Origin of the sequence: Ureibacillus endophyticus, assembly GCF_003628435.1 — a bacterium.
GTDB lineage: Bacteria > Bacillota > Bacilli > Bacillales_A > Planococcaceae > Ureibacillus > Ureibacillus endophyticus.
The window spans coordinates 1-3,967 of the sequence record NZ_RBZN01000089.1; the positions used below are offsets into that span (position 1 = coordinate 1).

At 35.7% G+C, this 3,967-nt stretch carries 5 protein-coding genes; all 5 read right to left on the reverse strand.

All coding sequences use genetic code 11. The features are described 5' to 3' along the window. Positions 1-114 precede the first annotated feature (114 nt). Positions 115-453: a hypothetical protein gene (locus D8M03_RS17145; protein WP_121216005.1), complete on the reverse strand. Its 339-nt coding sequence runs from the start codon at positions 451-453 to the stop codon at positions 115-117. A 51-nt stretch (positions 454-504) separates the two neighbouring features. Next, on the reverse strand, positions 505-927 hold the full coding sequence (locus D8M03_RS17150; protein ID WP_147404844.1) for a hypothetical protein: 423 nt from the start codon (positions 925-927) through the stop codon (positions 505-507). After that, on the reverse strand, positions 911-3,142 hold the full coding sequence (locus tag D8M03_RS17155; protein WP_121216007.1) for a tape measure protein: 2,232 nt from the start codon (positions 3,140-3,142) through the stop codon (positions 911-913). Before D8M03_RS17155 ends, D8M03_RS17150 begins: the two co-directional genes overlap by 17 nt. Before the next feature lie 16 nt (positions 3,143-3,158). Further along, positions 3,159-3,500, reverse strand: coding sequence for a hypothetical protein (locus D8M03_RS17160; protein WP_121216008.1), 342 nt, complete (start codon positions 3,498-3,500; stop codon positions 3,159-3,161). Positions 3,501-3,633: 133 nt separating this feature from the next. Next, positions 3,634-3,825, reverse strand: a complete 192-nt coding sequence (locus D8M03_RS17165) for a hypothetical protein (protein ID WP_121216009.1) — start codon at positions 3,823-3,825, stop codon at positions 3,634-3,636. Between the last annotated feature and the right edge of the window lie 142 nt (positions 3,826-3,967).

Sequence of the window (3,967 nt, forward strand, 5' to 3'; positions counted from 1 at the left end):
TTTTGGATTTGGATCGGTTACTACCTCCAACCATTATAAGGGATTTTTTTATGCATATATGTTGTTACAGAAAATTCAGATTATAATATTGCGCCAAATTATTTTAATGCGACGCTAGTGTGTTATCCTAAATGTTTTAAATTCCTTTTCTTTCAACTCCACCACGGACTTTTTCCCATCTTTGAACACAATTACTACAGTGTAAATTCCTTTCTTCCTTGCAGTAAAAGCTGCTGCTAATCCTATAGGACCTAACAATACTGCACCTGCTCCACCACGCAAGGCTGCACTAGAAACACTTGTTTTCGATTCCTCAGTTATAACCTCGTATGTTTCTACTGTATTTTCATTTAGAATTACTGTATTTTTAAACAATTTATTCAAACTGATATTAATGCCATTATTAATTACTGTATACCCTAAATAATCACCTTTAATTACCGTATTAGACATAGACATATCCCCTTTATACGTTCTATTAGGGATAATATATCAAACTAGCTTTTATTTACAAATAGCTTTCTTTTTCAGTCCTTTTTCTTTTATAACATCACTTAATTCTGTGCCATTATTCACTTTATCTTTTATATCAGCAATATCATCGCTGGTTACATCAAAATAACCCTTTTTATCTTGTTGTTCTTTTACTTCATTAAGAATCGTTCTTAAATCTTTCCCCTCGGTACTGATGCCGTGAGATTTCGCTAAGTAATCTAAAACAGCTTGTTTTAATCCATTCCGCTCTAACATATCTTCGCGAAAGGAATAAAGTTCACTTTTGATTTGTAAATCGTTAATTGCTCTCTTACGTTTTGTATAAATAACTACACCAGTTAATTTATGAGCGACACGCATTACTAACATGTCGCCTATTTTATTGGCAAGAAGAGCATAATCATCTTCAATTTTACTAAATATCATCTGCATCAGCTGCCTCAGCCATACAACTTGCGGCCTCTTCCATTTTTTCTGCAAATCGATCAATAATACCGTCGATATCCATTTCACTATTGATGTAGTTTTCGTTTTTCATATCTACTTTTATTTCATTCGTAATACGGTTTATAGCCGTACCCTCTGCTATATCTCTTAAATAAGCTAGATCTTCTGTCGCCATATCTACACTATCAGCAAGTTTTTTTGTATTGCCTGCCGTATCTTTACCAGCACTATTCCCTGCATCAACTGAATCCATTAGGCTCTTCATAAGAGCTTCTTGTTCTTTCATCCAACTATCATTTACTTGATACTTATCTGCTCCAAGATTGAATAAATCAGCTCCCCAATTATAACCGGTGTTCCAGGAATCACTATAGTTCATATATTCCATTTTCGCTACTTCCTTATAACCTTCCGGTGCTTCACCAAGCCAATTATCCAAGGCACCTCTAATGGTTTTTAAATCGCTTGTAAATGATGTGCGATAGTTAAATTCATCTGCTTGTTGAAGTCCAATTTTCGAACTAATTTCAGCGGGTAATAACCCTACAAACCAATTCCATGCTTTTATCGCTCCGTTTACTGCCCAAATAAATGCATTTACAAAGTTTGTTGCAAATCCATCCCAGCCATCAGCCATAGAAAGCGCTGAATCTATAAAATTAGTAGCTAAATTGTAGAATAGCTTTCGCATAGCATAAGTTTTATGTTCCCCTACGTTTATGAAGAACTCCCAAAACGCTGAGAAGATATTCCATAAATTCGCTACAATGTTGTAGATGTGCGCATATAAAAGCATAAACACTCCTGCAATAATTCCTGTCGCGCTAATAGAAGTGCCAGCAAAATGGTTCACTGCAGCAACCGCTAAATATAATATTCCTATTAATGCAATTATCGCTAAAACGATGATAAACACAGGATTCGCCATTAAAGCTGCATTCAATCCCCATTGTGCCGCAGTAAGACCCATGGTTGCTTGTACACCAGCCCAGCTTGAAGCGGTCATCAATCCTAAAGCTAAAGTTTTTGCACCGGTCCATATTGTTGTTGCTATAGTGGCGGCTTTAGCTAATAATAAAGCTCCCACATAAGCTCCTAAAGCCCCTGTTACAACACCTAATATTGGAGCAATTAATCCCCAATTATCGTAAATAAATGCTCCTGTATCAGCCATCATATTTAGTGCAACTAACGCTACTGTCGCCATGGTCATTAATGAGGTGGTGGTATCCTCTATAAAATTATCCATCCTATCACTATTAGCAATATCACTTAATTTCTGTAACACAGGTTCCATTGAGTTAATAGCGCTATTTTTCATCGAGGTCCATAACTGGCCCCAGGTTACTGGCATAGACTCAAATGCTGCATTCGTCTCTGCAGCTGCGTAAAACATTGCATTTTTAATAATTTCAGCGGTTATCACACCCTCGGATGCTAGTTCTTTAATGTTGCTTGCATCTATGTTATAAACATCTTCCAAGTACTTTTGAATATTTGCCACAATCGGTTGAGCATTATCGAGTATTGCATTTAATTCTTCACCTTGAAGTCTACCTGCTGCCATTGCTTGTGTTAATTGCAACATTACAGAATTAATACCCTCTATAGATGTACCTGCGATTGAAAATGTCTTATTGATCTGTTCAGCGAAAGCAACAATTTCAGCATTATTATTATTAAAGGCAGCTCTTGCTTGCATACCTAATTTACCAACCATATCTGCAGTCGCTTGATATGAAGCGTAAGTACGTTGAGCAGAATCATATATCATTTTCTGCAATTCATTAGTCGTTATTAAATTATCGTTTATTAACTCCAGCCGCGCATTCGTATTAGTCATTTCATCAGATAATCCAATAAGCCCTTGCGCGGATTGAAAGGAAAGATACGCCCCTGCTATGGCTCCGATTTTTCCAAGTAATCCGTTTGCAATACCGGTACTTTCTCGCAATTCTCCGTTGAAATTATCTTGTGCAAGTTCAGCTTTCCGAATTTCATCATCCATCCTATTTAAACTAGCTTCTACTTGTTGCAACTCTCTTTGCGCAGCTTCTAATGCAGCTACATCAACCGCCTGACCAGTTGCATCATGTAAAGTATGAAAACTATCAATGACCGTAGACATTGCCATATTCATAGCACGAAATTGTTGTGACATCATGTCATTCACCATGATATTTGTACGTATAGTCGCCATCGTAATCCCCTCCCTTCTACAAATTCAATGTTTTTAATTTATTTTTAGCTATGTTAAGATCCAGTAACATTCGTTCTTTTATTTGAGGTAAAGGCGTTTTCTTGATTGTCTTTTCAAGATTTTTTATACTTGCTTTTAATATCGAGACTTTTCCTTTAATAGACCTTTTTAATTCTAGATACTTTAAAAACCCTTCTTCATAACTCTCATTCACTTTCAACTCTTTTAGCCGAGTTAATTCCATTTCTAAAATCTCTAATACACGGTTTGATGACTCAACGAAGCTATTTACATCTTCTACAATCTTTTTAATAACTTCAAATTGATTATTGATCGCTTGCTTTTGTGCTTCATTCATAGATCCACCTCCTTTCTAATATGAGAAATAAAAAAAGGACAACAAACAGAATGAGACACCTTGTCCCAAACACATTTGTTGTCCTCGGTTTTTCCGATAGACTAATATTCTTTTTACTACTCCTAATTATACCTCAAAACAATATAGATTCATTGTTGTTTATTCGCAAAACCTTATTATTCTGAGTGATGACTTCTAGTGTTCCGAATGGATTTAAAGGCTGTAACATTACCTTTTTTTCCGATACAACTACTACACAAGGTTGTTTTAATTCTTCAGCTGATATATACAAAGCGCCATTCGCATCAATTTTTAATGGTTTCATAAATTTCCCCCTAGCTCTTGTTCCGTATTGTCAAAACTTATATATATAAATCGCTAATAATCGTTGGTTTTACAGTCTTTTATGCAAAAAAACTTGCCACCCCCTGAATTTTGATGTTAGTTGAGGTTACCACACCACACAA